The organism is Paracoccus sp. (in: a-proteobacteria) (assembly GCF_035556475.1).
Taxonomy (GTDB): Bacteria; Pseudomonadota; Alphaproteobacteria; order Rhodobacterales; family Rhodobacteraceae; genus Paracoccus.
On record NZ_DATMFA010000137.1, the window covers coordinates 31,910 to 57,680 of the forward strand.

A 25,771-nucleotide genomic window follows, 5' to 3' on the forward strand; every position below is an offset into this window, starting at 1 on the left:
CTGCCCCGCCCGCTGCCGCGATCACTCGGCGGCGTGGCCGGTGATCGTCGAGGTTTCGGAATCGACCTTCATGCGGAAGCCGCGCTCGAGCTGGTCGAAGGGCGCGACCGGATAATCGCCCGAGAAGCAGGCGTCGCAATATTGCGGCGAGGTGCGGTTGCGTCCCTTGACCTCGCCCACGGCGCGATAAAGCCCGTCGAGCGAGACGAAGGCGAGGCTGTCGACACCGATCCATTCGCGCATTTCCTCGACCGTCATCTGGGCGGCCAGCAGCTTTTCGCGGTCCGGCGTATCGACGCCGTAGAAACAGGGCCAGGCGGTCGGCGGAGAGGCGATGCGGAAATGCACCTCGGCCGCGCCGGCATCAAGGATCATGTCCTTGATCTTGCGGGAGGTCGTCCCGCGCACCACCGAATCGTCAACCAGCACCACGCGCTTGCCCCGGACCAGCGCCCGGTTCACGTTCAGCTTCAGCCGCACGCCCATATTGCGGATCTGCTCGGTCGGCTCGATGAAGGTCCGGCCCATATACTGGTTGCGGATGATCCCCATGCCGAAGGGAATGCCGCTCTCATGGGCGAAACCGATCGCCGCGGGGGTGCCGCTGTCGGGGACGCCGCACACGAGATCGGCCTCGATCGGGGCCTCGCGGGCCAGTTCCACGCCGATCTGGCGGCGGGTCTCATAGACCGAACGCCCGCCAATGATCGAATCCGGGCGCGAGAAATAGACATGCTCGAAGATGCAGAAACGGCCGGTGGACGGGCCGAAGGGGCGCGAGCTTTCGACCTCGCCCTGCGAGATCACGACCATCTCGCCGGGATCAATCTCGCGGATGAACTCCGCCCCGATGATGTCGAGGGCGCAGGTCTCGGACGAGAGGACGAAGCCGTCATCGCCGATCTTGCCGAGGACCAGCGGGCGCACGCCCAGCGGGTCGCGGACGCCGATCAGCTTGGTGCGGGTCATGGCGATGACGCTGAACGCGCCCTCGACCCGGCGCAGCGCGTCCTTCATCCGCTCGGGGATGTTGCGCTGGATCGAACGCGCCATCAGGTGGATGATGCATTCGCTGTCGCTCGAGGACTGGAAGATCGAGCCGCGCTCGATCAACTCGCGCCGCAGGGCCATGGCGTTGGTGATGTTGCCGTTATGGGCGATGGCGCAGCCGCCCATGGCGAATTCGCCGAAGAAGGGCTGCACGTCGCGGATCGCGGTCGCGGCCTTGGTGCCGGCGGTCGAATAGCGGACGTGACCGATGGCGAGCGAGCCGGGCAGCGTCTCCATCAGGCTTTGCTTGGTGAAATTGTCGCGCACATAGCCGAAGCGATGGGCGCTGTTGAAACCTTGCTCGGCATCGTGCGAGACGATCCCGCCGGCTTCCTGGCCCCGGTGCTGCAACGCGTGCAGTCCCAGGGCGACGAAATTCGCCGCATCCGCGACGCCGATCACGCCGAAAACGCCGCATTCCTCATGCAGGCGATCGTGATCGAAGGGATGGGCGAGGAATGGCTGCATCATCACCGACTCATGTGGCTAAAGGGGAGGGCTTCCATGTGGCGCTTGGCGGCAACATAGTGATTGATACCGATGAAGTCACGCCCCGCCGGGCTGACGGGGCGCATTTATGTCATCAATTATTCATGCCCGCAGGCGTCAGTTCGCCGGGGTGGGGGTTGCGGCAGGGGCCGGAGCGGGGGTCGCGGTGTCGGGCGTTACGGTGGTCGAGGCCATGCAGCCGCGGACCAGTTGTTCATAGCGCGAGACCACCCAGCCCGGCGCGTCCTGCGGGATCTGCTCGTCCATCTGGTCGGTCATCCGCTGGAAGACCTGGGCCGATCGCGAGTTGTCGACGACCGCGACCGGCTGTGTCGACATCACCCGGTCATAGACGATGAAGGCCACCGCGACGAGGAGGATGCCGCGCGCGACGCCAAAGAGGAAGCCCATGCCCTGATCGACCCCGCCAAGCGCCGAACGCTGGACGACGGAGGAGAAGAGCGGCGTGATGATCGAGAAGAGCACCAGGGCCAGCGCGAAGACCGCGGCGAAGCCCGCGATCGTCGAAAGCTCGCAGCTGTCGGCCAGGAACTTGTTCAGCCCCGGCACCTGCGCCACCATCGGGCGCACCGTCGGCGCGAAGATGAAGGCCAGAACGGCGGCGCCGATCCAGCCGAGGATTGCCAGCGATTCGCGCACGAAACCCCGGGCATAGGCCAGGATCGCCGAGAGGATGATCACGACCGCAACGATGCCGTCGATGATGGTGAAACCGTCCATGTCACGCCCTTTTGCGGTTATCCGCGCGATTGAAAGGCAAGCTCATCCTGCACCGAATGTCTCGCCCACGAAGCCTGTCAGATCGGGAATGCGGTCGATCCGCATTCCGGCCACACCTTCGACCTTGGTGGCCGTTGGCAGGATTGCCCGTGAAAAACCAAGTTTCTGCGCCTCTTTCAACCTGTTTTCGGTTTGCGCCACGGGTCGGAGCGCGCCCGAGAGGCTGATTTCGCCGAAAACCACGGCCTCAGGCGGCAGCGCGATGTCCTCGCGCGCGCTGAGAAGCGCTGCCGCGATGGCGAGGTCGGCGGCGGGTTCGCTGACGCGCATCCCCCCGGCAACGTTGAGAAAAACGTCAAGCCCGGCAAAGGGGATGCCGCAGCGCGCCTCCAGCACCGCAAGGATGGTCGAGACCCGCCCGGAATCGAGGCCGACCACGGTGCGGCGGGGACTTGCCAGTGTCGAAGGTGCAACAAGCGCCTGAACTTCTGTCAGCACGGGACGCGTGCCCTCGATCCCGGCATAGACCGCCGATCCGGCACTGGGTTGGCCGCGCTCGGACAGGAACAGGGCCGAGGGGTTCGCGACTTCGGCGAGGCCGCCGCCGGTCATCTCGAAAACCCCGATCTCGTCCGCGGGGCCGAAGCGGTTCTTGTGGGCGCGCAGGATGCGGAACTGGTGGCCGCGCTCGCCCTCGAAATAGAGGACGGTGTCGACCATGTGCTCGACCACGCGGGGACCGGCGATCTGGCCCTCCTTGGTGACATGGCCGACAAGGATGACCGAGGTGCCGCGGCGCTTGGCGAAGGTCACCAGCTCATGCGCGCTGGCGCGGACCTGCGCGACGGAACCGGGCGCCGCCTCGATCTGATCGGACCAGAGGGTCTGGATCGAATCGAGGATCGCGACATCGGGGCGTTCGGCGTCGAGTGTGGTCAGGATGTCGCGCAGCGCGGTATCGGCGCCGAGCCGCACCGGCGCGTCGCCAAGCCCCAGTCTTTGCGCCCGCAGGCGGACCTGCGCGCTCGCCTCCTCGCCCGAGATATAGATGGCCTGCTGGCCCGAGCGCGCGAAGGCGGCGGCGGCCTGCAGGAGCAGCGTCGATTTCCCGATGCCGGGATCGCCGCCGACGAGGATGGCCGAGCCGGGCACCAGCCCGCCGCCCAGCACCCGGTCAAATTCGGCGATGCCCGAGCAGGCGCGGGGTGGAGGCGCTTCCATCGTGGCGAGGCCGGAAAGCGGGATGGCCTTGCCCTTGAGCGTGCCGAGGCCGCGACCCGGTCCCTGAGAGAGGGGGGCTTCCTCGACGATGGTGTTCCATTCGCCGCAGGCCTCGCAGCGGCCGGACCATTTCCGGTGGCTGGCGCCGCAGGCGGTGCAGGTGAATGCGGTGACGGGTTTGGCCATGTCGTCCTATCCGCAGTTTGGCCCGGACGCGCGCCGTGCCGGGGCTTGCCGCGGTTTGAAGCGTCGCATGGGTATTTGGGAAACGGTGAAACCGGGCAAGGTCAGTTGATCCCGAGGCCCGCGCGCATCAGGACGCGCCTGACAGGGCCGGCCGCATAGAGCGAGCCAAGAGCTGCCGCCCTTAGGTCGCGGAGCGGCGGTGCCGAGATCATGCTGGCCCGGTTCAGCGCGTCGATGCCGAGGAGGCGCGCCATCGCCTCGGGCCGGCGGCGGCGGTTGTAGATTTCGAGCGAGGTGCGGCTGCCCGGATCGCCTGCCGAAAGCTCGACCAGCGCGGCGAGGTCGGCGAGGCTCATGTTCAGGCCCTGCGCGCCGATCGGCGGCACGACATGCGCCGCCTCGGCGATCAAGGCGGTCCTGAGGCTGCAGAAGCTGTCGGCGATCTGGCTGATGATCGGCCATTCCGTCAGGCGCGTCTCCTGCGTCAGATGTCCCAGAACGCCTGCCGAACGCCGGTTCAGCTCGACCCCGAATTCCTCGGGCGAGAGGGCGCGCAGGCGGGCGATTTCGGGGCCGCGCTCCATCCAGACCACGGCGGAGGAGGGTTTGCCGTCGCGCGCGGGCAGCGGGACCAGCGTGAAGGGTCCGCCTGAGCGATGCACCTCGGTCGAGACATTCTCATGCGGGAGGGTGTGGGTCACCGCGAAGGCCAGCGCCTTCTGGCCATAGCGCAGCGTGCGCGTCCCGATCCCGAGGGCCTGACGCACGGGCGAGTTCCGGCCGTCCGCCCCGACCACCAGCCGCGCGCGGTGGCGGCTGCCGTCGCTGAGGCCGACCAGCGCCTCGCGGTCGCGCGCCAGCAGGTTGCGGGTTCCGGTGCCGGACAGGAAGCGGACATTCTGCAACTCGGCCAATCGGGCGGCGATCTCGCGCCGCAGCAGCCAGTTCGGGAGGTTCCAGCCGAAGGGCTGGTCGGAGAGTTCGGAGGAATCGAAATCGCGCGTGAGCCGCGCCTGCGCGGTCTTTCCGCCCGCGTCGATGATGCGCATGATCCGCAGGGGCGTCGCATGGGGGGCGAGCCGGTCCCATACGCCCGCCGCCTTCAGGACTGCGATCGACGGTTGCAGGAAGGCGGTGCTTCTGAGGTCCGAGCCTTCGGCGGATTCCTCGGTCACGGGGGGGGCGGGGTCCACGCAGGTGACGATGTGACCGGCGCTGCCGAAGGCCGCGGCCGCGATCAGGCCCGCGATGCCGCCGCCCGAGACGAGGATGTCGCAATCCTCGGTCCTCGCGCTCTGAACGATCGGCGTGGCCGAGGCGGTTTTGCGTGTTCCGGCCATTGGTCAGATCCTGTGCGGTTTCGTCGGGGTCATGCCTGATCCTTCGCGCGATACCGTCCCGCCGCAAGCCCGCGCAGAAACTCGGCCAGATCCATCGTCTGATGCTGGACATGCGGCCCGTGCGGGTGATCGGCGGCAAGCTCGTCCGGGCCGTCGCGGCCGGTCCCGACCAGCACCGTCCGCATCCCCAGCCGGTGCGGCACGGCGAGGTTTCTCGGGTCATCCTCGAACATGGCGGCCGAGGCGGGGGCGAAGCCCGAGGCCGTGATGACGGCGTCATAGGCGGCGGGATCGGGCTTTGGCAGGAAATTCGTGCTGTCGATGCCATGCACCTCGTCAAAGACCGTCAGGCCGCGATGGCCGAGGACGCGCGCGGCATATTCGGTATCGGCATTGGTATGGACGATCTTGCGGCCGGGCAGGTCGGTGATCAGCGCCGCAAGCTCCGGGTCGGGGATCAGGTGCGAGAAGTCGATGTCATGGACCTCGCGCAGATAGGGCAGGGGATCAATTGCGTGATGCGCCATCAGCCCGGCCAGCGTCGTGCCATGCTGGCGCCAATACTGGTTGCGCAGCGCATTCGCCCGGGCCTCGTCCACCCTGAGTTCGCGCATCACATAGGCCGTCATGCGCCTTTCGATCTGGTCGAACAGACGCATTTCCGGCGCGTAGAGGGTGTTATCCAGATCGAAGATCCAGGTGGTCACGTGATCAAAATCCATGACCTCTGCCTAAGCCGGTGGCAGGGCGCTTGCAATCCCGTGCAGGACGACGGATCGTGCGGCACATGAAAGACGCCTATTCCCTGATCCTCTCTGCCATCGACAACGGCATCTATCGCCCCGGCGACCGGCTGGTCGAATCGGAGCTGGCCGAGCGTTTCGGCGTCTCGCGCACCCCGGTCCGCGAGGCGCTGCAACGGCTGGAAACCCAGTCGATGCTGAAGCGTGACGGGCGCAGCCTGATCGTGGCGACACTGGACCACAACCAGCTGGCCGAGCTTTATACCGTGCGGACCGAGCTGGAGGCGCTTGCCGCGCGCCTTGCCGCGCGCCACGCCACCCCCGAGGAGATCCGCGTCCTTGCCGGCATGGTCGAGGAGGATCACCACATCCTCGGCGACCCGCGGGCGCTGTCGCGGGCGAACCGGCGTTTTCACCACCAGATCCACCTGGCCTCGCATAACCGCTATCTGGTCCAGCAGCTTGATATCGTCCATCGCAGCATGGCGCTGATGGCGCGCACGACTCTGGCCGCCAAGGGGCGCGACACCGTGACGCTGGACGAGCATCAGGAGATCGTCGACGCCATCACCGCCCGCGACGGAGAGCGGGCCGAGGCGGCCTTGCGCCGGCATATCTCGATGGCCTTCGAGACGCGGCTGAAGGAAGAGGCGCGGCTTGCCAGCGAAAGCGCGCTCGACGAATGATGCGGGTGATCCGCACCGCCTCGGATCTGGAGGACGGGGCGGCCCATCTCGCGCGGGTCTGCCCGGTCTGGGCGCGCGTCCTGCCCGAACTCGGTCCCCTGCCGTTGCGGCGTTGGGAGGAGGGCTTCGGCTCGATCCGCGACGCCATCGTCTCGCAGCAGATCTCGACGCGGGCGGCGGATGCCATCCTTCTGCGGATGGCCGCGGCAGGGCTGACGGATGAGGCGGGCATTGCCGCCGCCGATGACGAGGTGATGCGGGCGGCCGGTCTCTCGCGGCCAAAGATCCGCTATCTGCGCGGCATCGCCACGGCAGGTGTCGACTGGCAGGGTCTGCGCGATCTGTCCGACGAGGCAGCTATCGCGGCCCTGACCGCCTTGCCCGGAATCGGGCGCTGGACTGCCGAGATCTATCTGAAATTCGCCCTCGGCCGGGCGGATGTCTTTGCTGCGGGCGATCTGGCGCTGGCCGAGGCGGCACGCCTGCTTTACGCCTTGCCCGAACGGCCCGGCCCCGCCGCGCTGACCGCGCTGGCCGAGCCGTGGCGACCGTGGCGCGCGGTTGCGGCACGCGCCCTCTGGGCCTATTACCGGGTGGCCAAGGACCGCGAGGGGAACAGATGACGCGTCAGTTGAAATCGAAACGCAAGGGGCCCGCCAAGGCGGACTCGATCGTGGTGTTCCTGCACGGCTATGGCGCCGATGGCGCCGATCTGCTGGGACTTGCCGATCCGCTTGGACCGCATCTGCCGGGCACCGCCTTCTATGCCCCCGACGCCTCCGAGCGCTGCCGCAACAATCCGATGGGCTATCAGTGGTTCCCGATCCCGTGGATGGACGGATCGAGCATAGAGGAGGCGCGTGCCTCGGCCGAGCAATCCTTTGCCGACATCAATGCCTTCCTCGACCGGGTGCTGGAGGAGGAGGGTGTCCCCGCCTCGAAACTGGCTCTGGTCGGTTTCTCGCAAGGGACGATGATGGCCTTGGAGGTCGCGCCCCGGCGCGAGGAGGAGCTGGCCTGCGTGGTCGGTTTCTCGGGCCGGCTGATCAATCCCGATACCGTGGGCGAGGGGCTCAGGACCCGTCCGCCCGTCCTGCTGCTGCATGGCGATCAGGACAATGTCGTGCCGTTCGACAGCATGGCCGTCGCGGCGGATGCGCTTGGCAAGGCCGGGTTCGAGGTCGAAACCCATGTGATGAAGAACACGCCGCACGGCATTTCGCCGGACGGGCTGTCGATGGCGCTGAACTTCCTCAGGCAGCGGTTTGCCGTCAGGTCATAGCAGGGGGTGCGGAATCGCACTTGAAACCCGGAAGGCAGCAGTTACGTTGAGATCAGGTAAAGGGGAGATTTCGCAATGGACCTTATCCTGATGGCGTCGCTTGCATTGGTTCCGGCCAGCCTCTGGGCGCTGAGCCTGCGCAAGCCGGTATCGCAGAAGGTCGCGGCAAGGTCGCGTCGCTGAAAGCATTGCTGCGCTGATCCGGTCACGGTTCAGCGCCAGATCGCGGGATCCGCGATCTCGATCGAGTTGAGGGCCGGGTCGCGGAAGTAGATCGACCTGCCGCCCTGCGGCCAGATGAAGTCGGCCTCGATCTCCACCCCGGCATTTTCCAGATGCTTGCGCCACGCCTCGATCTGATCGGGGGATGCGCTCATGCAGAAATGCCCCGGACCCGTCGCACCATGCGGAGGGACCGGCAACCGCGCATCCGGGCGGGGCGGGATGCGGGTCGCCCGCGCGTCGAATATCAACAGGATCTGGGCGCCGCAGCGAAAGAAGACATGGCGACCGGGATGGCGCGCGATTTCCTCAAGCCCGATCACCTTGCCCCAGAATTCCGCCGCGCGGTCGAGGTCATCCACATAAAGCGCGGATTCCAGCGTTCCGTTGAGGGCAGGCGGTCTTGTCATGGGAAACATGCTGGCACGGGACGGGCAGCATTGCCAGCACGCCGCGCCATTGCCGGGTCGATGTCACGCCGATGTCACGCATCGCGAGTAATCCGTGCTCAGGACATATATTCAGGGGCTTGTCAGGGCGCGGTCGCGATATATAGTCGGCCTCACGACGATCCGACAAGTTTCTGGCAGGCGAGGCAAAGGGCCGATGCTGGACGACCATGGCGACTTTCGAACCCAATTCGTGCGCGAGCCTTCAAGCCTGCGCCACCACCCGGCACTGGTGCTGAACGCGGATTTCCGTCCTCTCAGCTACTACCCCCTGTCACTCTGGCCCTGGCAGGAGGCGATTAAGGCGGTTTTCCTCGATCGGGTGCAGATCATCGCGGAATATGACGAAGTCGTCCGAAGCCAACGGGAGGCGATACGCATCCCCTCGGTTGTCGTGCTGAAAGATTTCATAAAACCCCAGAAGCGCGTGGCATTCACGCGCTTCAATCTTTTTCTGCGGGACGAATTCTGCTGCCAGTATTGCGGCGCCAAGGGCGAACTGACCTTCGACCATGTCGTCCCGCGTTCACGCGGGGGGGTGACGAGCTGGGAGAATGTGGTTGCCGCCTGCTCGCCCTGCAATCTGAAGAAGGCGAACAAGTCCCTGCGGAACTCCGGCATGCGGCTGCGGCGCACCCCGGCCCGTCCCTCGCCCGAGGAGATGCATGCCGTCGGCCGCCGCTTCCCGCCGAACTACCTGCATGAGAGCTGGATGGATTTTCTCTATTGGGATGCCGAGCTGATCTCGGGCTGACCTTCTCGCAAATGTCAGATGCGCGGCATCCTTCCCCGTGATCTTCCGGTCAGGGGGTGCCAAGGGCGCGGGTGCGCCTGCCTCTAGTGGTCCTCGCGCGTCGCCAGATGTGCGATTGCGGCGGCCATCAGCGCGATCAGTGCCAGTGCGAATAGCGGCACGCCGACGGCGCTTGCGGCCCATATGGTCAGGCCCGCGGCCAGGATCACGGCAAAAATCAGGATCAGAAAATGCGGCAACGGCATGTCGTCCTCCAATATTCCCAATATGAGCGCAGGAGACCGGAAGCGAAAGCCCGTTCTGGATGAAAGATTCGACATCGACATTCTCCCACCTTTTCGATGTTCTTGAAATGTTCTCATCTATGCGATACGCTGGCCGGATGACCCTGCCACCCAGACAGCCCGAGGAAATCCTGCGCGCCCGCGGCGCCGATACAAGGCCGGACGGGCGATTCGAGCCTTATCAGCGGGTGAGGGAGGGTGACGGTTGGGATCTGCCGGTCGAGGAAGTGCTGTTGCGGACCGAGGTGGCGATGGAAAATGCGCGCTCGATCATCACCCGCAACACTTCGCCGGATATCAGCTTCGACCGCTCGGTCAATCCTTATCGCGGTTGTGAACATGGCTGCATCTATTGCTTCGCGCGGCCCAGCCACGCCTATCTGGGCCTGTCGCCCGGCCTTGATTTCGAGACCAAGATAACCGCCAAACCGAACGCGCCCGAGCTTCTCGCGGCCGAGATCGGGCGGCGCGGGTATGCGGTGGCGCCGATCGCTTTCGGCACCAATACCGACCCCTATCAACCGGCCGAGGCGAAGCTGGGCATCATGCGGCGCTGCATCGAGGTGCTGTTGGCATGGAACCACCCGATGCAGCTTGTGACGCGCGGCGCAACCGTGATGCGCGATACCGACCTGCTGGGAGAGATGGCGTCGCGGCGGCTGGTGGCGGCGGGCGTTTCGGTCACCACGCTCGACGCCCGGCTTGCGCGCGAGCTTGAGCCGCGGGCCCCGACCCCCGCCACCCGCCTCAGGATGATCGAGAGTCTTGCCCGCGCCGGCGTGCCGGTCCGCGTCATGGCCGCGCCGATGATCCCGGTCCTGAACGAGCATGAGATGGAGAAGATCCTCGAGGCTGGCCGCGATGCCGGGGCAAGTTCGGCCGCGATGATTCCCGTCCGCCTGCCGCTGGAGGTGGCGCCGCTTTTCCGCGACTGGCTGGAACGGCATCGCCCGGGGATGGCCGGGCATGTCATGTCCCGCATCCAGGCGATGCGGGGCGGGCGCGACAACGATCCGCGCTTTGGCGCACGGATGCGGGGCGAGGGGGTCGAGGCCCAGCTTCTGCATCAGCGCTACAAGCTCGCCAAGCGGCGTCTCGGGCTTGACCGGCCAAGCCCGATCCTCGATTGCAGCCAGTTCGCGCCGCCGCCCAGGGCGGGCGACCAGCTTTCGCTGTTCTAGCGGTCGGGCATCAGCGCCGCGAGGCGCGAGGAAATCGCCTCGCTGGTCGGGCGCGGTCCGCCGGGGCGCAGGGTCAGCGCGTCATGCATCGCTGCAAGATGCGCGGGCGTCGTGCCGCAACAGCCGCCGATGATCCGCACCCCCATGTCGCGGGCAAGGACGGCGAACTCGGCCATGACCTCGGGCGTCGCGTCATAGATCAGCCCGCCATCCTGATAGCGCGGCACTCCGGCATTTGGCTTGGCGATCAGCGGCCGCTCGGACCCGGCGGCGGAAAAACCCGAGATCGCGAGCAACAGCTCGGCGGGGCCGGTGCCGCAATTCGCGCCATAGGCCACGGGCGGATAGGGCAGGCGGTCGACCAGCGTGGCAAGCTGCGGCGGGCTGACGCCCATCATGCTGCGCCCGCCGGGCTCGAAACTCATCATCCCGCACCAGGGCAGGCCGACCGCTTGCGCGGCGCGGGCGGCGGCGCGCATCTCCTCGACGGCGCTCACCGTCTCGATCCAGAGGATGTCGACCCCGCCCGCCTTCAGCGCCTCGGCCTGTTCGGTAAAAAGCCGCGCCGCCTCGGCCTCGGTCAGGCGGCCGATCGGGGCCATGATTTCCCCGGTCGGGCCGATCGAACCGGCGACGATGACCGGGCGGCCGCTTTCCGCGACCGCTTCCCGCGCGAGCCGGGCGGCGGCCATGTTGATCGACGCCACGCGATCCTCGGCCCCGGCCAGCCGCAACCGGCTGGCATTGGCACCAAAGCTGTTCGTCAGGATCAGGTCCGCGCCCGCGGCGATCATCTGGCGATGCAGCTCGCGTACCTTGTCGGGCTGCGTCTCGCACCACAGGTCGGGCGCGTCGCCGGCGGCAAGGCCCATATTGTAAAGATTGGTCCCGGTCGCGCCATCGGCCAGAAGCCAGGGGCGCGCACCGAGCAGCCGGGACAAGAGGTCCGTCATTGCCCTATCCGTTCTCGCACGGGATCAATGCTAGCACGTCCCATGCGGAAATGTTTGATTTTCCTTGCGCCTCAGCGCGAGCGGATCATCCCCATGATCTCCTTGGTGCGCTCGACGATCGGCTGCGCGATGGCCGCCGCCTGATCCGAGCCGCGCCCGAGGATGCGGTCGATCTCGGCCGGGTCGGCCATGAACTGCGTCATCCGCGCGGTGATCGGGGCCATCGTCTCGACCGCGACCTCGGCGAGGGCGGGCTTGAACGTGCCGAAGCCCTGGCCTTCGAAGCGCGAGAGCACCGCCTCGCCCGTCTCGCCGGTCATCGCGGCGAAGATGTTGACGAGGTTGCGCGCCTCGGGCCGGTCCTTCAGTTCCGCCATGGTGGCGGGAAGCGGATCGGCATCGGTCCGCGCCTTGCGGATCTTCTGTGCGATGGCGTCGGCATCGTCGGTCAGGTTGATGCGGGCGGCATCCGAGGGATCGGATTTCGACATCTTCTTGGAACCGTCGCGCAAGCTCATCACGCGGGTCGCGGTGCCCTCGATCAGCGGCTCGACGATCGGGAAGAACTCGGTCTTGTAGTCATGGTTGAACTTCGCGGCGATGTCGCGGGTCAGTTCCAGATGCTGCTTCTGATCCTCGCCCACCGGAACGGCGGTGGCGTGATAGGCCATGATGTCGGCCGCCATCAGCGAGGGATAGGCGAGCAGGCCGAGGCTGGAATTCTCGCTGTTCTTGCCCGCCTTGTCCTTGAACTGGGTCATCCGATACATCCAGCCGACGCGCGCGATGGTATTGAACAACCACGCAAGTTCCGCATGCTGGGCGACCTGGCTCTGGTTGAACAGGATCGACACTTCGGGATCGACGCCCGAGGCCATGAAGGCTGCCGCGACTTCGCGGGTATTGTGTCTAAGCTTCTCGGGCTCTTGCCAGACGGTGATCGCGTGCAGGTCGACGACGCAATAGATCGTCTCGGCCCCCTTGCCCTGATAGTCGGCGAAGCGTTTCAGCGCACCCAGATAATTCCCCAGTGTCAGCCCGCCCGAGGGCTGGATGCCGGAGAAGATGCGCTTGGCGAAGCTCGTGGTCATGGCACTACCTGCTTGGAAAATCCCGGTGGCTGGCTTACCCCTTGGCCGTCCCGGGCGCAACTGCCCGGGCAAAGCGATGAGGAAGACGATGCGAGCCGGTTACGACGAATCCCCGCTGAACCCCGTTCCCGCCGTGGTCTGGGCGCTGGTCCTGCCGATGATCGCCTGCGAGGCGGTCTTCGGCCTCGGGCAGATCGGGCTTGCCGGCGGCGGCGGGCCGGGCGCGGGGCTGGCCATGCGGCAGGTCGCGGTCGAGCGGACTGCCTATATCCCCGAACTGGTCCTGCAGCTTTGGCAGATGCGGGTGTTCATCCTCGACCAGAGCTGGCGGATCCTGACCTATCCCTTCGTCCATATGTCGCTGATGCATGCGGTCTTTGTGATCGTGTTCTGCCTCGCGCTTGGCAACCTCGTCGCAAGCCAGTTTCGCGCCTGGGCGGTGGTCGCGCTGTTCTTCGGCTCGGCCGTCGGGGGGGCGCTGGTCTATACGCTGGCCGCGGGGCTTCTGCCACAGATCCGCTTTCAGCCGCTGATCGGCGGCTATCCGGCGGTCTATGGGCTGGTCGGCGCCTTCACCTTCCTGCTCTGGATCCGGCTCGGGCAGGAGAACGCGAACCGGATGCGGGCCTTCACGCTGATCGGGATGCTCCTCGCCTTCCAGCTGGTCTTTGCCATCCTGTTCCAGAGCGGCAATACCACATGGCTGGCAGAGATCGCCGGCTTCTGCACCGGCTTTCTTCTGTCATTCGTCCTGATCCCCGGCGGGATGGCGCGGGTGATGCGTCAGATCCGTCAACGCTGACGCCGGAACCCGGCGCGCAGGTCCGAGGGCCGGAATGCGCCCAGCAGCATCGCGGCGATACCGTAAGCCGCGACGCCCGAGGCGACCAGCACCAGCAGCGCCATATAGCGCGTTCCGGGTTGATAGAGCCTGTCGCCAAGGCCGGCCATGACACCCCAGGTCGCCACGCCCATCACTGCTGAGGCGAGGACGATGCGGGGCAGGCGGTGGCGCAGGCGGTCGTCGATCTCGGCCGCCTCGCCATAGGCGCGGGTGCCGCGCCAAAGCTGGGCGGCCATGATCCATCCGGCGATGGTCGTGCCCCATGCCGCCGCCGAGAAACCGATCAGCGGCGCAAGCCCCAGCGCGACGATCACGTTGACCACCATCGACCAGATCGCGAAGCGGAACGGGCTGCGCGTATCCTCGCGGGCGAAATAAAGCGGTTGCAACACCTTTTGCAGCACAAAGGCCGGCAGGCCGAGGCCGTAGATCGCAAGCGCGAGCGCCGTCGGCCCGACATCCGCCTCGAGGAAAGCGCCGCGCTTGAACAGGACCGAGATCAGCGGATAGCTGGCGATGACCAGCGCGACGGCGGCGGGCACGGTCAGGAACAGCGCGAACTCGGCCGCGCGGTTATAGGCATGGCGTCCGCCGCCGGCATCGCCCGCCTTCAGGCGGCGCGAGATGTCGGGCAGCAGCACGATGCCGATGGCGATGCCGACGACGCCCAGTGGCAGTTGATAAAGCCGGTCGGCATTGGTCAGCCATGCAATCGCGCCGTCATAGAACGACCCGACCTGACGCCCGACCAGCAGGTTGATCTGGACGACGCCGCCCGCCAGCACGGCGGGCGCGGCCACGGCCAGCAGCCGGCGCATGTCGGGCGACAGCCGCGGCCGGCGCAGGCGCAGGGGAAAGCCCATGCGCTTCGCCGCCCACCAGACGCAGAGAAGCTGCGCGATGCCCGAGATCGGCGTCGACCATGCCATCGCAAGGCCCATGTCCCAGCCGTTCCGGTCGGCAAGCAGCATGGCCGCGATCAGGATGAAGTTCATCAACACCGGCGCGGCCGCCGCCGCCATGAACCGCCCGCCCGCGTTCAGCAGCCCCGAGAGCAGCGCCGTCAGCGAGATGAACAGGATATAGGGAAAGCAGATCCGCCCATAGATCACCGCAAGGTCGAAGCGCTCGTCGCCCACAAAGCCCGCCGCCATGGCAAGGACCAGCCAGGGCATCGCCAGATGCGCGATCACCGAGACGACCAGCACGACCGAGAAGAGGCCCGAAAACGCCTCCTCCGCGAAGCCGCGCGGGTTGTCGTTGGCCTCGAGCCGCTTGGCGAACATCGGCACGAAGGCGGTGTTGAACGCGCCCTCGGCAAAGAAGCGGCGGAACATGTTGGGCAGGGTGAAAGCCACCAGATAGGCCTGCGCCACGGGGCCGGTCCCCAGATAGGCCGCGATCATCACGTCGCGGATGAAGCCCACCAGCCGGCTTGCCAGGGTCCAGGCCCCGACCGAGAGGAAGCCCCGGATAAGTCTGATCGGTTGCATATGTTCTTCCGTGATCTCAGAACGAGCCGCCAAGCGGTCGCTCGGCCTTTTCGGCGCGCTCGGCCCCGTCCTTGATCGCCTGTTGCAGCTTCTTGCTGAGGGAATCCCGCTTTGGCTGTTGGTGCAGCTTCAGCCCGAACATATCCTTGACATAGAAGGTGTCGACGACCTGCGCACCGAAGGTCGCGATCACCGCGCTGGCGATCTGGATATGGTTCTCGGCCAGCGTGCGGGTCAGGTCGTAAAGCAGGCCGGGCCGGTCGCGGGTATCGACCTCGACCACGGTGTAGACGTCCGAGGCCTCGTTGTCGAAGGTGATATGGGTCGGAAAGCGGAAGGCGCTGTCGCGCTTCCTGGGCTTGTCGCGCCCGGCAAGGGCCTCGCGCGGGACGACCTCGCCCTTCAGCGTCCGCTCGATCATCTTGCGCAGGCGGGGCAGGCGCTCGGCCGCATAGGGATGGCCGTCGCTGTCCTGCATCCAGAAGACGGCGGTGGCGAAGCCATCTTTGGTCGTATAGGTGCGCGCATCGACGATATTCGCCCCGACCAGCGCGATGGCGCCTGCCAGCCGCGAGAAGATGCCGGGGTGATCCACCAGCACGAAGGCCGCCCGCGTGGCGTCCCGGTCAACGTCCGGGTGCAGGTCGATGCGGATCTCGTCATCGCCAAGCTCTTGCAGCAACTCGGCAAAGACGAACTGCGTTTCGGTCGGAAGGCTGGGCCAGTAGTTCTCGTAATGGCGGCCAAGCTCAGACTTGATCACCCGCGGCTCCCACCCTTTGGCCGTGAGAAGGTGGCGCAGCGATTGCTTGGCCTCGCCGATGCGACGGTCGCGGTTCAGCTCCTCGAGGCCGTTCTTCAGCGCCCGCTCGGTCTCGCCGTGCAGCTTGCGCAGCAAGACGGCCTTCCAGTTGTTCCATGTGCCGGGGCCGACGCCGCGAATGTCGCAGACGGTCAGCACGGTCAGCAGATCGAGCCGCCTGACGGTCTTCACGATCTTGGCGAAGTCCCGCAGCGTGCGGGGGTCGGCGATGTCGCGCTTTTGCGCCACGTCCGACATCAGCAGGTGATTGCGGATCAGCCATTCGATCGTCTCGATCTCGTCCTGGTCGAGGCCGAAGCGCGTGCAGATGCGCCGCGCCAGCCGTGCGCCGAGGATCGAGTGGTCCTCGGCCCGGCCCTTGCCGATATCGTGCAGCAGCACGGCCAGATAGATCACGCGGCGATTGATCTTGCCCTTCATGATCCGGCTGACGGTCGGCAGGTCCGCGACCTCGTCGCCCCGCTCGATCGAGGAAAGGGCCGCAACGCATTGGATCAGATGCTCGTCCACCGTGTAATGGTGATAGACGTTGAACTGCATCATCGCGACGACCGGCGCGAATTCGGGAATGAAGGCGGCGAGGACGCCAAGCTCGTTCATTCGGCGCAGCGAGCGTTCGGGATTGCCGTGCTTCAGCAGCAGGTCAAGGAAGATGCGCACCGCCTCGGGATCCTGACGCATGCGATCGTCGATCAGGTCCAGATTGGCCGCGACGGCCCGCATCGCGTCGGGATGCAGCAGATAGCTGGTCCGCAGCGCCTCCTCGAACAGGCGCAGGATGTTCAGCGGGTCGGACAGGAACTGCTTCTCGTCGGCATAGTTCAGGCGGCCGCGATCCAGCTTGAAGCCGGGCTTCAGCCGCTTGCGGCGGGTGAAAAGCCCGTTCATCAGCGGCGCCTTGTAGAGGTGACGTGCCTCCAGCGCGACAAGGAACACCCGGGTCAGCTCGCCCACGCGGGTCGCATGGGTGAAATATTCCTGCATGAAGATCTCGACCGCGCGGCGTCCGCCCTGGTCGCGATAGCCCATGGAGCGCGCGACCTCGACCTGCATGTCGAAGGTCAGCTGGTCGCTCGGCCTGCCGGTCAGCAGATGCAGATGGCAGCGCACCGCCCAGAGGAAATCCTCGGCCTGCCAGAAGGTCAGATGCTCCTCCTTGGTGAAGAAGCCCAGATCGACCAGCTCGACCGCCCGGTCGACGCGGTGGATGTATTTCGCCATCCAGTAGAGCGTCTGCAGGTCGCGCAGCCCGCCCTTGCCCTCCTTCACATTCGGTTCGAGGACATAGCGCTGCCCGCCCTGCCGGCGATGGCGCTCGGACCGCTCGGCCAGCTTCGCCTCGATGAATTCGGGGACGGAATTGTCGAAAAGCTCGCTCCAGAGCCGGTCGCGCAGCACCTCGGCCGAGCCGGCATAGCCGCAGACCAGCCGGTGTTCGAGGAGACTGGTGCGGATGGTGATGTCACCCTGACCCAGTCGAAGGCAATCGTCGATCGAACGGGTCGACTGCCCGATCTTCAGCTTGAGATCCCAGAGCATGTAGAGCATGGATTCGACCACGCTCTCGGCCCAACCGCTGATCTTCCACGGCGTCAGGAACAGCAGGTCCACATCGGATTGCGGCGCCATCTCGGCCCGGCCATAGCCGCCGATCGCCAGCACCGAGAGGCGCTCGGCATCGGTCGGGTTTTTCTGCGGATGCAGGATCGTCGTCGCGACATGGTGGATCGCATTGACCGTCGCGTCGGTGAGGCTCGCGATGGCACGCACCGTCTCGCGCGCGGCGCGGGGATGGGACTGGAAGCCCGCGACGATGTCCGCCATGGCATCCGCCCGTGCCTTGGTCAGGACCGCGACGGTCCGGCTGCGGATCTCGCGCGGGCCTTCGGCGCCCTCGAGCGCCGCCTCCAGATAGGGCAGGAAGCTTTCAGGCGAGAACAACGAATGTGCCCCGGGCAATGCCGGGGCGCTTTGGGGCAGGGGTTGGGCCGGAAGGTTGGTCAAGTTCAGAACCCTGCTCCGCCGAAGCTGCGGGGCGCGGGATCGAGGATCTCGACCTGCCCGCCACGGATGGTGGCGACCGATAGCGCGCGCTCGTTCGTGCCGTCGCGGCGCAGGCGGAACGCCCCGGTGATGCCCTGGAAGCCCGCATTCTGGGTCAGGCCCGCAGTGGTCAGCGCATTGCGCTTGCCGGCACGGACAAGGGCCGAGATCGCGGCGACACCGTCATAGGCCAGCGAGCCAAGCTCATGCGGGGCCTCGCCATAGGCGGCGCGGTAGCGCTGGTCGAACTGGCCCTTGAGCCGGGTGTCGGGCAGCGCGAACCAGCCGCCCTGGATGCCCTTCAGCCCTAGCCGAGAGCTGGGCTGGTCCCAGCGGGTCAGCCCCATCATCTGCACGGTGGAGGAGGTGACCCCGGCATTTGCAAGCGCGTCGGTCAGGTAGGGCAGGACCGCGCCATGGTTCGCCGTCATGAAGATCGCGTCGACATTACCCGAACTTGCGGCCTGCGCGACGTTCGGCACCACGCCGTCGATGCCCTGCTGCGACACCGGATGGGTCGCTAGGCCGGCGAGCGTCCCGCGATTGCGCTGGATCGCCTGCTGGATCGCCTGCGAGCCGACCTGACCCGCGGCATCGTCCTCGGCCACGACAAGGAAGCGGCGCTTGCCATTACGGACCGAATATCTGACCAGCCGGTTGGCGACGTTCGAGAAGGTATTGCCCAGAACGAAGACGTTCCCGCCGGCAATATCGGCATTGTTCGAGAAGGAGAGGACGTTGATCCCGCGCGGCGCCATCGCCACGCCGACTGCATTGGCGGAATCGGCGAAAAGCGGGCCGAGGATGATCTTCGCCCCCTCATCCACCGCCTTGTTCGCCTGGGCCACGGATTGCGAGGGATCCGAGCCCGCCTCATAGACCCTGAGGTCGATGGTCGCGCCCTGCGCGTCGCGCGCCGCCATCGCGGCCGAGTTCCTCAGCGAACGGGCGAGCCAGTCCATGTCGGCGCTGCCGGTTCCGCCGGGCACCAGCAGGGCCACCGGCACCGGCTGCGACGGGTCGATCCCCGGCCCGGTCGAAGGCCCGGACAGCCCCATCTCGATCGGCTGGCAGGCGGCAAGCACGAGGGCCGAGGCCAGTGCGGCGATGCGGGCCAGGGGGCGGGGCAGAACGAAGCTGCCGCGGCGCATGGACGTGACGGTCATTGCTTGATTCCCTGTTGCTGCGGGCTGAGGACTTAACGAGCGCAGGTTATTGGCATATCGGGGGGTTGGCAACTTGCGCCGCCCCCGGCGGACAACCACGAAAGGAACAGCGGATGGCTGAGAGCGGACATTCGGAAGGGGCGGCGCCGCGCCCGGTCCCACTCACCGTGTCGCGTGAGGCGCCGGAGGCTGCGCTCTACCTTGTGGCGACCCCGATCGGCAATGCGCGGGACATCACCCTGCGGGCGCTCGACCTGCTGAACACCGCCGATATCCTCGCGGCAGAGGATACGCGGAACCTGCGCCATCTGATGGATATCCACGGGATCGCGCTGCGAGGAAGGCGCATGATCGCCTATCACGACCACAATGCGGACCGGGCGCGGCCCGGCATCCTCAGCGCGCTGGAGGCAGGGCAGTCGGTCGCCTATGCCTCGGATGCGGGCACGCCCTTGGTGGCGGATCCGGGCTACCGGCTGGCGCGGGATGTCGCCGAGGCCGGCTATAAGGTGCGGGCGCTGCCGGGGGCCTCTGCCGCGCTGGCCGGGCTCAGCGTCTCGGGCCTGCCGAGCGACAGGTTCCTGTTCGTGGGCTTTCCCCCGGCCGCGGCAGGCGCGCGCCGGCGCTGGATCGCAAGCTGGTCCGATATTCAGGCCACGGTCATCGCCTTCGAGAGCCCGAGGCGCGTTAAGCAATTGTTGGAAAACCTGTGCGAGATTGAGGCGAATCGTCCTACGGTGATCTGCCGGGAACTGACCAAGAGGTTCGAGGAGGTGATGCGCGGCACGGCGGCGGAACTGCTGGACAGGATCCCTGATGAGGGGTTGCGGGGCGAGGTCGTCGTCCTTTTCGGTCATCCAGAGGAAAAGCCGCTGGAGGAGGCGGATTTGCGGCGGGCATTGCAGGAGATGCTGGCCACCATGTCGGTCAAGGAAGCGGCCAGCGCGGCCGCCGCAAGGTTCGGTGTGCCGCGGCGCGAGGTCTATGCACTCGCGCTCGCATTGCAGCAGGAGGGGTGATGAGGGAACAGGTTTCGGGAAAGACAAATCGCAGCGCGAGGGGCAAGGCCGCCTTTGCTTCAGGCAGAATGGGGGAAGATTCGGTCTGCCGCGATTATCTGGAGCGCGGCTATGCGCTTGTCGCGTCGCGCTGGCGCGGCCGTCAGGGAGAGATTGATCTCATCCTGCAGCGCGAGCAGGAATTCGTGTTCGTCGAGGTGAAGACCTCCTCGCATTTCGACAGCGCGGCCGAAAGGATTGACCGGCGCCAGATGGACAGGATCTGCCGCGCCGCCATGGAGTTCTGTGGCGGTCTTGCCACCGGCCTTCTGACGCTGATGCGCTTTGACGCTGCTTTCGTGGACCGGGTCGGCCGGGTCGATATCGTGGAGAACGCCTTCGGTATGGCCTGAGCGGCGAGGCTTGCATTGGGACTGCGGGCAGGCGACAACTTCGCCCATAATTGCCGGAGTCGTAAGCATGAGCCTATATGTCGCCCTTCAGATGGACCCGATCGAGCATGTTTCGATTTCCGCCGACAGCACCTTTCGACTGGGGCTCGAGGCCGAGGCGCGGGGGCATCGCCTGTTCCAGTACACGCCCGACAAGCTGAGCTATGTCGAGGGGCGGCTTGTTGCCAAGGGGCGTCCGGTGACCTTGCGGCGCGAGCAGGGAAACCACGTGACCTTTGGCGACTGGGCAGAAGTCGATCTGAGCGATTTCGACGTCATCTGGTTGCGCCAGGATCCCCCTTTCGACATGGGCTATATCACCAATACGCATCTCCTCGACCGGGTTCATCCTGAGAGCCTTGTCGTCAATGACCCCTTCTGGGTGCGCAACTGCCCGGAGAAGCTGCTGGTCCTGGATTTCCCGGATCTGACGCCCCCGACCCTGATTACCCGCGACCTCGCCCAGATCCGCGCTTTCCGCGAAAGGCATGGCGATATCATTGTGAAGCCGCTCTATGGCAATGGCGGGGCGGGGATATTTCATCTTCATCCCAAGGATCCGAACCTCTCCTCACTGGTCGAGACTTTCTCGGGCATCAACCGCGAGCCGATCATTGCGCAGAAATACCTGCCAGCCGTGGTCAAGGGTGACAAGCGCATCATCCTTGTCGACGGCGAACCCGTGGGCGCGATCAACCGCGTTCCCGCAGCGGGCGAGGCGCGGTCGAACATGCATGTCGGCGGCCGCCCGGAAAAGATCGGCCTTACCGATCGCGAGCGTGAGATCTGCGCCGCGATCGGACCCGTCCTGCGCGAGAAGGGGTTGATCTTTACCGGCATCGACGTGATTGACGGCTGGCTGACCGAGATCAATGTGACTTCGCCTACCGGCATCCAGGAGTTGGAGCGTTTCGACGGTGTCAATGCTGCGGCCCTGATCTGGGACGCCATCGAGCGGCGGCTGGAGGTCCGGGATCGCGCCTGAGAAGCCCGGCCAGCTGCCGGTTCATCCGGCACCACGGGGCGTGGGTTGCTTAAATGAGGGCCATGTGGCCACACACTAGTGGTTCGCGCGATTCTCTGCGCCGGCGATCGTTGGATCGAGCGGGGGCTTAGGGCTTGTCGGCTAGCCGGGTATCTGCGGCGGCAAAAGCGCGCGCCAGTCATCATTGTTGGTCCGGCGACACATCCGTCTCAACGAGTTCGGAGAGGCGCCGACGCGGTGGGATCTGAACGCCCTCAGCACCTCGCCCCGATGGTCATCGCTTAATGCTCCGCGCGTCAGCTGTCAGTCTGAGCGGGCGAAGGTCACGCGGTAGGACAGCGCCTCGGCCAGATGCGGGAATCGCACCTGCGGTGAGAGGTCGAGATCGGCGATGGTGCGCGCGGCGCGCAGGATCCGGTGATAGCCGCGTGGGGTCATGCCGAAATGCTCGGCCGCGCGGGCAAGCAGGCTGCGGCATTCCTCGTCCAGCGGCGCGATCTCGTCAAGGAGGCGGCCCGAGGCATCGGCATTCACCCGGGCGCGGGGATGTTCGGCAAAGCGCCTCGCCTGGACCTCGCGTGCAGCGGCGACACGCGCGGCGACCGCCGCCGAGGATTCGCCGCCGCCCGGCAGTTGCATATCCTCGAGCGAGATCTGCGGCACCTCCATCCGCATGTCGAACCGGTCCATCATCGGACCCGACACGCGGCTCATGTAATCCGTCCCGCAGATCGGCGCGCGCGAGCAGGCCTGCGCAGCATCGGCGAGGTTGCCGCATCGGCAGGGATTGGCTGCGGCGATCAGCAGGAAGCGGGCCGGATAGCGGACATGGGCATTGGCGCGGGAGACATGGATTTCTCCGGTTTCGATCGGTTCGCGCAGCGCATCGATCACCCGGCGCTCGAACTCGGGCAGTTCATCGAGGAAGAGGACGCCGTTATGGGCAAGGCTGACCTGGCCGGGGCCGGCATTGCGACCGCCGCCCACGATCGCCGCCATCGAGGCCGTGTGATGGGGTTGGCAGAAAGGCGCATCGCGCGAGATGCCCCCCTCCCTGAGAAGGCCCGCGACGGAATGGACCGTCGAAGTCTCCAGCGCCTCCTGCGGGGTCAGGGGGGGCAGGATACCGGGGATCCGCCGGGCCAGCATCGTCTTGGTCGCGCCGGGCGGGCCGACCATCAGCAGGTGGTGACGCCCCGCTGCCGCGATCTCGATGGCGCGGCGGGCGCGTTCCTGGCCCTTCACCTCGGACAGATCCTCGGCAAACTCGCGGTTCCGCGCCTCTCCCGGCCGGGCGGGCATCAGGGGGGTGCGGTCGCTCAGATGGTCGATGGCCTCGCGCAGCGTCCGCGGACCGAAGACCGAGACCGCGCCGACCCATGCGCCCTCGGGCGCGCAGGAGGCAGGGACCATCATGTCGAACCCCTCCTCGGCCGCGGCCATGGCCGCCGGAAGCGCCCCGGCCACTGCGGACAGGCGCCCATCGAGGGCCAGTTCACCCAAGGACAGCACCCGGCCGAGCGATTCGGCCGGAACGATCTCCAGCGCGGCAAGGACGGCCAGCGCGATGGGCAGATCGAAATGCGACCCCTCCTTGGGAAGGTCGGCCGGCGACATGTTGACGGTGATCCGGCGCGAGGGCAGGGCGATCGAAAGCGCCGCAAAGGCCGCGCGAACCCTTTCGCGCGCCTCGCTGACCGATTTGTCGGGCAGGCCCACGACGCTGAAGCCGGGAAGACCGGGCGCGACGGAGCATTGAACCTCGACCAGGCGGCCCTCGACCCCCTCGAACGCCACCGTCTGGGCAATTGCGACCATGCTCGTCCCTGTCCGGCCTTCCCCGGTGACGAATAGGGGCTATGACTTAACCAAAGGTTAACGCCAGTTTCCTTGCCGCATCGGCTCTTGCGCCTTATGTCACGGGCGGGATCCATTTCTGAGGGGCAACCATGTTGGGCAGCCGCGTCTTGCTGATCGTTGGAGGTGGCATCGCCGCCTTCAAGATACCTGAACTGATCCGGCATCTGCGGCGTGAGGGCATCGCGGTGGTTCCGGTCCTGACCGAAGCCGGGGCCGAGTTCGTGACTCCGCTGACCTTGTCGGCGCTGGCCGAGTCGCCCTGTCACACCGAGCTTTTCGATCTGACCCGTGAATCCGAGATGGGACATATCCAGCTTTCCCGCAACGCCGATCTGGTCGTGGTCGCTCCGGCGACCGCCAACCTGATGGCGCGCATGGCGGGCGGGCTGGCCAATGACCTTGCCTCGACGCTGCTGCTCGCGACCGACAAGCCGGTGCTGATCGCCCCGGCGATGAATGTGCGGATGTGGGAACATGCGGCGACCCGGCGCAACCGCGACACGCTGGAGCGGGACGGCATCCGTTTCGTCGGCCCGGTCGAGGGGGACATGGCTTGCGGCGAATATGGTCCGGGGCGCATGGCCGAGCCCGAGGAGATCTTCGAGGCGATCCGGGCCATGCTGGGGCGCGAGGCGCCCTTGCGCCTGCCGCTCGAGGCCGTGGTGTCGCTGCCGGAGGACCGCCGCCTTGCGGGCAAGCATATCCTCGTCACCTCCGGCCCCACGCATGAGCCGATCGACCCGGTGCGCTATATCGCCAACCGGTCGAGCGGGGCGCAGGGCACGGCGATTGCCGCGGCGCTGCGCGATCTGGGGGCGGAAGTCAGTTTCATCACCGGCCCGGCGGATGTGCCGCCGCCCGAAGGGGTGTCGGTGATCCGGGTCGAGACCGCTTGCGAGATGCGCGAGGCCGTCGAGGCGGCGCTGCCCGCCGATGCGGCGGTTATGGCCGCGGCGGTCGCCGACTGGCATGTGCTGAACGCGCAGGACCGGAAGATCAAGAAGGACGCGGCCGGCAATGTCCCGGTGCTGGAATTTGCCGAGAATCCCGATATCCTGCGCTGGATCTCCGCGCTGTCCGAAGGGCGCCCCGGTCTGGTCATAGGCTTTGCCGCCGAGACCGATGACGTGGTTGCCCATGCGACGGCGAAACGCCTGCGCAAGGGGGCGGACTGGATCCTTGCCAATGATGTCAGCCCCGCGACGGGGATCATGGGTGGCAAGGAAAACGCGGTGACGCTGATCACCAGCGAAGGCGCCGAGGAATGGCCCCGGATGGAGAAATCCGAGGTCGCGCGCCGACTGGCCGGACGCATCGCCGAGGCAATGAGCGGGACTGTTCCTTTCGGATCGGAGGTGGATGCATGACCGAACGGGTCTATCTGGACTGGAACGCCACCGCGCCGCTGCGGCCCGAGGCGCGTCAGGCGATGCTGGCCGCGACCGAGATCGTCGGCAACCCTTCCTCGGTCCATGCCGAGGGGAGGGCGGCGAAATCGGCGCTGGAACGGGCGCGCGAGGATGTGGCCGCCGCTCTTGGCGCCGAAGGCGCGGATGTGATCTTTACCTCGGGCGCGACGGAATCCGCGGCCCTCGTGCTCGAAGGCCGCGACCTGGCCTGTGCGCCCGTGGAACATGCGGCCGTCCTTGCCTGGTGCCGGCCGGAGCTGTCGGTCGAGCGGAGCGGGCGCGTGAATGTCACCGATCCCGGCCGCAGCACGCTGCAACTCGCCAATCCCGAGACCGGGGTGATCCAGGATCTTCCGCAAGGGCTGGCCGTCAGCGACCTGACGCAGGCCTTCGGCAAGATCCCCTTCGCCTTCAACTGGCTCGGGATCGAGGCGGGTTTCGTCAGCGCCCACAAGCTTGGCGGGCCGCGCGGGATCGGCGCGCTGGTGGTCCGGCGCGGCACCGAGATCGAGGCGCGGTTGAAGGGTGGTGGGCAGGAACAGGGCCGCCGCGCCGGGACCGAGAACCTCATCGGGATTCTCGGCTTTGCCGCAGCGGCAAAGGCCGCCCAAAATGATCTGGATCAAGGTATCGCAGAAAAAGTCTCGGATATCCGTGATTCGCTGGCCTCTGCTCTGGAATCCGGCGCGGAAATGGTTACATTCCCGGGGCGCGAATCCCGCCGCTTGCCGAATACATTGTCGATCCTGACGCCAGGCTGGCGCGGAGAGACGCAAGTGATGCAGATGGACCTGGCAGGTTTTGCCGTTTCGGCGGGCTCGGCCTGCTCCTCAGGCAAGGTGCGGCCCAGTTCGGTGCTGACGGCCATGGGGATCGCGACGGAATGGGCGGGCGATGCAATCCGCGTCTCGATCGGGCCGACCACGGACCATCGGGACGTCGCGCGTTTTGCGGATGCCTGGCTGGCGGCCCATGCGCGCTGGCGGCAGAGGAATGAATCGCGGGTCACCGCAGGAAGGGTTTGAG

24 protein-coding genes are annotated in these 25,771 nt (G+C 66.5%); 11 read left to right on the plus strand and 13 right to left on the minus strand.

Annotation, left to right across the window (positions count from 1 at the left end; translation table 11 throughout):
• Window positions 1-21: 21 nt before the first annotated feature.
• From purF to VNQ78_RS19100, 5 genes are all read right to left on the minus strand, one after another.
• Window positions 22-1,518, minus strand: a complete 1,497-nt coding sequence (gene purF / locus VNQ78_RS19080) for an amidophosphoribosyltransferase (protein ID WP_325692927.1) — start codon at window positions 1,516-1,518, stop codon at window positions 22-24.
• A gap of 138 nt (window positions 1,519-1,656) precedes the next feature.
• Window positions 1,657-2,280 carry a CvpA family protein gene (locus tag VNQ78_RS19085; RefSeq protein WP_325692790.1) on the minus strand — a complete coding sequence of 208 codons (624 nt, stop codon included), beginning with the start codon at window positions 2,278-2,280 and terminating at the stop codon, window positions 1,657-1,659.
• Window positions 2,281-2,322: 42 nt separating this feature from the next.
• Window positions 2,323-3,687, minus strand: a complete 1,365-nt coding sequence (gene radA, locus VNQ78_RS19090) for a DNA repair protein RadA (protein ID WP_325692793.1) — start codon at window positions 3,685-3,687, stop codon at window positions 2,323-2,325.
• Between the two features lie 101 nt (window positions 3,688-3,788).
• Window positions 3,789-5,027 carry a UbiH/UbiF family hydroxylase gene (locus VNQ78_RS19095; RefSeq protein WP_325692796.1) on the minus strand — a complete coding sequence of 413 codons (1,239 nt, stop codon included), beginning with the start codon at window positions 5,025-5,027 and terminating at the stop codon, window positions 3,789-3,791.
• A gap of 29 nt (window positions 5,028-5,056) precedes the next feature.
• Window positions 5,057-5,749 (minus strand): pyrimidine 5'-nucleotidase, encoded by a 693-nt coding sequence (locus tag VNQ78_RS19100; RefSeq protein WP_325692799.1) that lies wholly within the window; start codon window positions 5,747-5,749, stop codon window positions 5,057-5,059.
• Between the two features lie 65 nt (window positions 5,750-5,814).
• On the opposite strand from VNQ78_RS19100, the gene VNQ78_RS19105 reads away from it, so the two are divergent.
• Genes VNQ78_RS19105 through VNQ78_RS19115 form a run of 3 tightly spaced genes read left to right on the plus strand, consistent with a single transcriptional unit; the run spans window position 5,815 to window position 7,738 of the window.
• Window positions 5,815-6,456 (plus strand): GntR family transcriptional regulator, encoded by a 642-nt coding sequence (locus tag VNQ78_RS19105; protein WP_325692930.1) that lies wholly within the window; start codon window positions 5,815-5,817, stop codon window positions 6,454-6,456.
• Entirely contained in the window at window positions 6,456-7,079 is a 624-nt protein-coding gene (locus VNQ78_RS19110) for a DNA-3-methyladenine glycosylase 2 family protein (protein WP_325692802.1), read from the plus strand. The genes VNQ78_RS19105 and VNQ78_RS19110 overlap by 1 nt, the downstream gene beginning before the upstream one ends.
• A complete protein-coding gene (locus tag VNQ78_RS19115; protein ID WP_325692804.1) occupies window positions 7,076-7,738 on the plus strand; it encodes an alpha/beta hydrolase in 663 nt (220 codons plus the stop codon). The genes VNQ78_RS19110 and VNQ78_RS19115 overlap by 4 nt, the downstream gene beginning before the upstream one ends.
• Window positions 7,739-7,950: 212 nt before the next feature.
• On the opposite strand, the gene VNQ78_RS19120 is transcribed toward VNQ78_RS19115, so the two are convergent.
• A complete protein-coding gene (locus VNQ78_RS19120; protein WP_325692807.1) occupies window positions 7,951-8,370 on the minus strand; it encodes a VOC family protein in 420 nt (139 codons plus the stop codon).
• 196 nt (window positions 8,371-8,566) lie between these two features.
• Between VNQ78_RS19120 and VNQ78_RS19125 the strand changes: the two genes are divergently transcribed.
• Window positions 8,567-9,163 carry an HNH endonuclease gene (locus VNQ78_RS19125; protein ID WP_325692810.1) on the plus strand — a complete coding sequence of 199 codons (597 nt, stop codon included), beginning with the start codon at window positions 8,567-8,569 and terminating at the stop codon, window positions 9,161-9,163.
• Window positions 9,164-9,246: 83 nt separating this feature from the next.
• Here the strand turns inward: VNQ78_RS19125 and VNQ78_RS19130 are convergent, their stop codons facing one another.
• A complete protein-coding gene (locus VNQ78_RS19130) occupies window positions 9,247-9,408 on the minus strand; it encodes a hypothetical protein (protein ID WP_325692813.1) in 162 nt (53 codons plus the stop codon).
• Between the two features lie 137 nt (window positions 9,409-9,545).
• Between VNQ78_RS19130 and VNQ78_RS19135 the strand changes: the two genes are divergently transcribed.
• Window positions 9,546-10,628, plus strand: coding sequence for a PA0069 family radical SAM protein (locus VNQ78_RS19135; RefSeq protein ID WP_325692817.1), 1,083 nt, complete (start codon window positions 9,546-9,548; stop codon window positions 10,626-10,628).
• Here the strand turns inward: VNQ78_RS19135 and bmt are convergent.
• Together bmt and trpS are read right to left on the minus strand one after the other, a co-directional pair.
• Complete coding sequence (gene bmt / locus VNQ78_RS19140) at window positions 10,625-11,581, minus strand: betaine--homocysteine S-methyltransferase (RefSeq protein WP_325692820.1); 957 nt, start codon at window positions 11,579-11,581, stop codon at window positions 10,625-10,627. The genes VNQ78_RS19135 and bmt overlap by 4 nt on opposite strands.
• A 71-nt stretch (window positions 11,582-11,652) precedes the next feature.
• Window positions 11,653-12,672, minus strand: coding sequence for a tryptophan--tRNA ligase (gene trpS, locus VNQ78_RS19145; RefSeq protein ID WP_325692823.1), 1,020 nt, complete (start codon window positions 12,670-12,672; stop codon window positions 11,653-11,655).
• Between the two features lie 88 nt (window positions 12,673-12,760).
• Between trpS and VNQ78_RS19150 the strand changes: the two genes are divergently transcribed.
• On the plus strand, window positions 12,761-13,474 hold the full coding sequence (locus tag VNQ78_RS19150; RefSeq protein WP_325692826.1) for a rhomboid family intramembrane serine protease: 714 nt from the start codon (window positions 12,761-12,763) through the stop codon (window positions 13,472-13,474).
• Here the strand turns inward: VNQ78_RS19150 and murJ are convergent.
• Genes murJ through VNQ78_RS19165 form a run of 3 tightly spaced genes read right to left on the minus strand, consistent with a single transcriptional unit; the run spans window position 13,465 to window position 19,041 of the window.
• A complete protein-coding gene (murJ, locus tag VNQ78_RS19155) occupies window positions 13,465-15,009 on the minus strand; it encodes a murein biosynthesis integral membrane protein MurJ (RefSeq protein ID WP_325692829.1) in 1,545 nt (514 codons plus the stop codon). The genes VNQ78_RS19150 and murJ overlap by 10 nt on opposite strands.
• 16 nt (window positions 15,010-15,025) lie before the next feature.
• Complete coding sequence (locus tag VNQ78_RS19160; RefSeq protein ID WP_325692832.1) at window positions 15,026-17,836, minus strand: [protein-PII] uridylyltransferase; 2,811 nt, start codon at window positions 17,834-17,836, stop codon at window positions 15,026-15,028.
• Window positions 17,837-17,838: 2 nt separating this feature from the next.
• Window positions 17,839-19,041, minus strand: coding sequence for a penicillin-binding protein activator (locus VNQ78_RS19165; RefSeq protein ID WP_325692835.1), 1,203 nt, complete (start codon window positions 19,039-19,041; stop codon window positions 17,839-17,841).
• 113 nt (window positions 19,042-19,154) lie between these two features.
• Between VNQ78_RS19165 and rsmI the strand changes: the two genes are divergently transcribed.
• From rsmI to gshB, 3 genes are all read left to right on the plus strand, one after another.
• Window positions 19,155-20,060 (plus strand): 16S rRNA (cytidine(1402)-2'-O)-methyltransferase, encoded by a 906-nt coding sequence (gene rsmI / locus VNQ78_RS19170; protein ID WP_325692837.1) that lies wholly within the window; start codon window positions 19,155-19,157, stop codon window positions 20,058-20,060.
• On the plus strand, window positions 20,060-20,452 hold the full coding sequence (locus VNQ78_RS19175) for a YraN family protein (RefSeq protein WP_325692839.1): 393 nt from the start codon (window positions 20,060-20,062) through the stop codon (window positions 20,450-20,452). Before rsmI ends, VNQ78_RS19175 begins: the two co-directional genes overlap by 1 nt.
• Before the next feature lie 67 nt (window positions 20,453-20,519).
• Window positions 20,520-21,476: a glutathione synthase gene (gene gshB, locus VNQ78_RS19180; RefSeq protein WP_325692841.1), complete on the plus strand. Its 957-nt coding sequence runs from the start codon at window positions 20,520-20,522 to the stop codon at window positions 21,474-21,476.
• A gap of 303 nt (window positions 21,477-21,779) precedes the next feature.
• On the opposite strand, the gene VNQ78_RS19185 is transcribed toward gshB, so the two are convergent.
• Window positions 21,780-23,294 carry a YifB family Mg chelatase-like AAA ATPase gene (locus VNQ78_RS19185; protein WP_325692843.1) on the minus strand — a complete coding sequence of 505 codons (1,515 nt, stop codon included), beginning with the start codon at window positions 23,292-23,294 and terminating at the stop codon, window positions 21,780-21,782.
• A 131-nt stretch (window positions 23,295-23,425) separates the two neighbouring features.
• On the opposite strand from VNQ78_RS19185, the gene coaBC reads away from it, so the two are divergent.
• Together coaBC and VNQ78_RS19195 are read left to right on the plus strand one after the other, a co-directional pair.
• Complete coding sequence (gene coaBC, locus VNQ78_RS19190) at window positions 23,426-24,703, plus strand: bifunctional phosphopantothenoylcysteine decarboxylase/phosphopantothenate--cysteine ligase CoaBC (RefSeq protein ID WP_325692846.1); 1,278 nt, start codon at window positions 23,426-23,428, stop codon at window positions 24,701-24,703.
• Complete coding sequence (locus tag VNQ78_RS19195) at window positions 24,700-25,770, plus strand: cysteine desulfurase family protein (RefSeq protein WP_325692849.1); 1,071 nt, start codon at window positions 24,700-24,702, stop codon at window positions 25,768-25,770. The genes coaBC and VNQ78_RS19195 overlap by 4 nt, the downstream gene beginning before the upstream one ends.
• Window position 25,771 lies beyond the last annotated feature (1 nt).

Coding starts and splice junctions, on each gene's coding strand:
- purF (WP_325692927.1), bottom strand. CDS start 1,518: ATGCAGCCATTCCTCGCCCATCCCTTCGATCACGATCGCCTGCATGAG.
- VNQ78_RS19085 (WP_325692790.1), bottom strand. CDS start 2,280: ATGGACGGTTTCACCATCATCGACGGCATCGTTGCGGTCGTGATCATC.
- radA (WP_325692793.1), bottom strand. CDS start 3,687: ATGGCCAAACCCGTCACCGCATTCACCTGCACCGCCTGCGGCGCCAGC.
- VNQ78_RS19095 (WP_325692796.1), bottom strand. CDS start 5,027: ATGGCCGGAACACGCAAAACCGCCTCGGCCACGCCGATCGTTCAGAGC.
- VNQ78_RS19100 (WP_325692799.1), bottom strand. CDS start 5,749: ATGGATTTTGATCACGTGACCACCTGGATCTTCGATCTGGATAACACC.
- VNQ78_RS19105 (WP_325692930.1), top strand. CDS start 5,815: ATGAAAGACGCCTATTCCCTGATCCTCTCTGCCATCGACAACGGCATC.
- VNQ78_RS19110 (WP_325692802.1), top strand. CDS start 6,456: ATGCGGGTGATCCGCACCGCCTCGGATCTGGAGGACGGGGCGGCCCAT.
- VNQ78_RS19115 (WP_325692804.1), top strand. CDS start 7,076: ATGACGCGTCAGTTGAAATCGAAACGCAAGGGGCCCGCCAAGGCGGAC.
- VNQ78_RS19120 (WP_325692807.1), bottom strand. CDS start 8,370: ATGACAAGACCGCCTGCCCTCAACGGAACGCTGGAATCCGCGCTTTAT.
- VNQ78_RS19125 (WP_325692810.1), top strand. CDS start 8,567: ATGCTGGACGACCATGGCGACTTTCGAACCCAATTCGTGCGCGAGCCT.
- VNQ78_RS19130 (WP_325692813.1), bottom strand. CDS start 9,408: ATGCCGTTGCCGCATTTTCTGATCCTGATTTTTGCCGTGATCCTGGCC.
- VNQ78_RS19135 (WP_325692817.1), top strand. CDS start 9,546: ATGACCCTGCCACCCAGACAGCCCGAGGAAATCCTGCGCGCCCGCGGC.
- bmt (WP_325692820.1), bottom strand. CDS start 11,581: ATGACGGACCTCTTGTCCCGGCTGCTCGGTGCGCGCCCCTGGCTTCTG.
- trpS (WP_325692823.1), bottom strand. CDS start 12,672: ATGACCACGAGCTTCGCCAAGCGCATCTTCTCCGGCATCCAGCCCTCG.
- VNQ78_RS19150 (WP_325692826.1), top strand. CDS start 12,761: ATGCGAGCCGGTTACGACGAATCCCCGCTGAACCCCGTTCCCGCCGTG.
- murJ (WP_325692829.1), bottom strand. CDS start 15,009: ATGCAACCGATCAGACTTATCCGGGGCTTCCTCTCGGTCGGGGCCTGG.
- VNQ78_RS19165 (WP_325692835.1), bottom strand. CDS start 19,041: ATGACCGTCACGTCCATGCGCCGCGGCAGCTTCGTTCTGCCCCGCCCC.
- rsmI (WP_325692837.1), top strand. CDS start 19,155: ATGGCTGAGAGCGGACATTCGGAAGGGGCGGCGCCGCGCCCGGTCCCA.
- VNQ78_RS19175 (WP_325692839.1), top strand. CDS start 20,060: ATGAGGGAACAGGTTTCGGGAAAGACAAATCGCAGCGCGAGGGGCAAG.
- gshB (WP_325692841.1), top strand. CDS start 20,520: ATGAGCCTATATGTCGCCCTTCAGATGGACCCGATCGAGCATGTTTCG.
- VNQ78_RS19185 (WP_325692843.1), bottom strand. CDS start 23,294: ATGGTCGCAATTGCCCAGACGGTGGCGTTCGAGGGGGTCGAGGGCCGC.
- coaBC (WP_325692846.1), top strand. CDS start 23,426: ATGTTGGGCAGCCGCGTCTTGCTGATCGTTGGAGGTGGCATCGCCGCC.
- VNQ78_RS19195 (WP_325692849.1), top strand. CDS start 24,700: ATGACCGAACGGGTCTATCTGGACTGGAACGCCACCGCGCCGCTGCGG.